Source organism: uncultured Albimonas sp., from assembly GCF_963977235.1.
Taxonomy (GTDB): domain Bacteria; phylum Pseudomonadota; class Alphaproteobacteria; order Rhodobacterales; family Rhodobacteraceae; genus Albimonas.
Genome location: NZ_CAXBOD010000150.1, coordinates 1 through 1,563, shown reverse-complemented (window position 1 = coordinate 1,563; position 1,563 = coordinate 1). Strand labels below are relative to the sequence as shown.

General features: G+C 72.4%; 3 protein-coding genes and 1 tRNA gene. 3 read left to right on the top strand and 1 reads right to left on the bottom strand.

The window, feature by feature from the left end; all coding sequences use genetic code 11:
• Positions 1–12: 12 nt before the first annotated feature.
• Positions 13–85 (bottom strand) — tRNA-Thr (locus AAC134_RS23875).
• Positions 86–216: 131 nt separating this feature from the next.
• Here AAC134_RS23875 and AAC134_RS23870 point away from each other — a divergent pair.
• The 3 genes from AAC134_RS23870 to AAC134_RS23860 form a co-directional block, all read left to right on the top strand.
• Positions 217–426, top strand: coding sequence for a hypothetical protein (locus tag AAC134_RS23870; RefSeq protein ID WP_339952319.1), 210 nt, complete (start codon positions 217–219; stop codon positions 424–426).
• 2 nt (positions 427–428) lie between these two features.
• Positions 429–884 (top strand): host attachment family protein, encoded by a 456-nt coding sequence (locus AAC134_RS23865; protein ID WP_339952317.1) that lies wholly within the window; start codon positions 429–431, stop codon positions 882–884.
• 285 nt (positions 885–1,169) lie between these two features.
• On the top strand, positions 1,170–1,563 hold a 394-nt coding region (locus AAC134_RS23860), incomplete at its 3' end, for a glycine--tRNA ligase subunit alpha (protein WP_339952315.1).

Sequence of the window (1,563 nt, the reverse complement as noted above, 5' to 3'; positions counted from 1 at the left end):
AGGCGACCGCGGCGCCGGTCGAGGGGCTCGAACCCCCGACCCCCTGATTACAAATCAGGTGCTCTACCAGCTGAGCTAGACCGGCCTGCCGCTGTCGCCCGGATAGCGTCTCGCGGCGCGGCGGGCAAGCGGGGCGCGAGGACGGCGCCGGATCGACACGAAATCGCCAAGCCCGGCGCCCACCTCCCCCCTCGCAACCAACGCAAGGAGGGAGCCATGGCCGAACGCCAAAGATCCAGGCGCGGCGGGCGCGACACCGACGCGATCCTCGGCAAAGACGGGGCGCCCACGCAAGGCGGGCGCGGCGGCGGCGATCTCGCCCGCGACATCGGGACCCGAGATCACCTCAAGCGCGCCTTCGAGCGTCCCGCAGGGGCGACGCGCGCGCAGGGCGCCGACAAACCGGATTCGGACAGGGAGGACTGAGCATGGCCGAACTGAAGCAAGGCGACTGGGTGCTGGTGGCCGACGCCGGCAAGGCCCTGTTCCTGGTCAACAAGGGCGACGAGGTTCACCCCAACCTGGTGGTCCGCCGCAAGTCGGAGCAGGAGAACCCCGCCGACTCCGAGCAGGGGACCGACAGGCCCGGACGGATGCCCGACACCGGCGTCGGCCAGCGTTCGGCCCTGCAGGAGACCGACTGGCACGAACTCGAGAAAGACCGCTTCGCCGACGACCTGGCCGAGCGGCTCTATGCCCGCGCCCACCGGGGCGACTTCACCCGCATCCACATCGCCGCCGAGCCCCAGACGCTCGGCCGCCTGCGCAAGGCGGTGCACAAGGCGGTGGCCGAGAAGGTGGTGACCGAGGTCGCCAAGGACCTGACCAACGAACCGCTCGACAAGCTCGAAGCCAGGATCTTTGCGGAAGTGAAGGCGAGCTGAGCCCGGCGCGGTCCTCCGATCCGGGAGGACCCCGCCCCGACCCGCGGCGCGCAGCCCGCGCGGCGGGTCGGGCGTGGCGCGCGGCGGATCTTCCAGGGCGCCCCGGGCCCGACCTGGGGCTTCCTGCGGCCGGGTCCGGGCGGGACGGGGAGGCGATCGCGCGCCGCTTCGGCCCGCCTTGGCCGCACGCCGTCGCCCCGGCCGCGTTGACCTGCGCCCCGGCCCCCGCTATCGGTCGCCCCGCGCGGCGGGACCGGCCCGCGGCGGAGACGGATGGGAAGACCGATGTCCGAGGCGCCCGGCAAGCCCCGCTCCTTCCAGGAGATCATTCTGCGGCTGCAGACCTACTGGGCCGCGCGCGGCTGCGCGGTGCTGCAGCCCTATGACATGGAGGTCGGCGCGGGCACCTTTCATCCCGCCACCACGCTGCGCAGCCTTGGCGGCCGCGCCTGGGCGGCGGCCTACGTGCAGCCCTCGCGCCGTCCGACCGACGGGCGCTATGGCGACAACCCCAACCGGCTGCAGCATTATTACCAGTTCCAGGCGCTGATCAAACCCAGCCCCCCGGACCTGCAGGACCTGTATCTGGGCTCGCTCGAGGCGATCGGCATCGACATGTCGCTCCACGACATCCGCTTCGTCGAGGACGACTGGGAGAGCCCGACGCTGGGCGCCTGGG

What these genes read in the sequence shown, in the direction of transcription:
- AAC134_RS23870 (WP_339952319.1), top strand. Translation starts at nt 217, where the DNA reads ATGGCCGAACGCCAAAGATCCAGGCGCGGCGGGCGCGACACCGACGCG.
- AAC134_RS23865 (WP_339952317.1), top strand. Translation starts at nt 429, where the DNA reads ATGGCCGAACTGAAGCAAGGCGACTGGGTGCTGGTGGCCGACGCCGGC.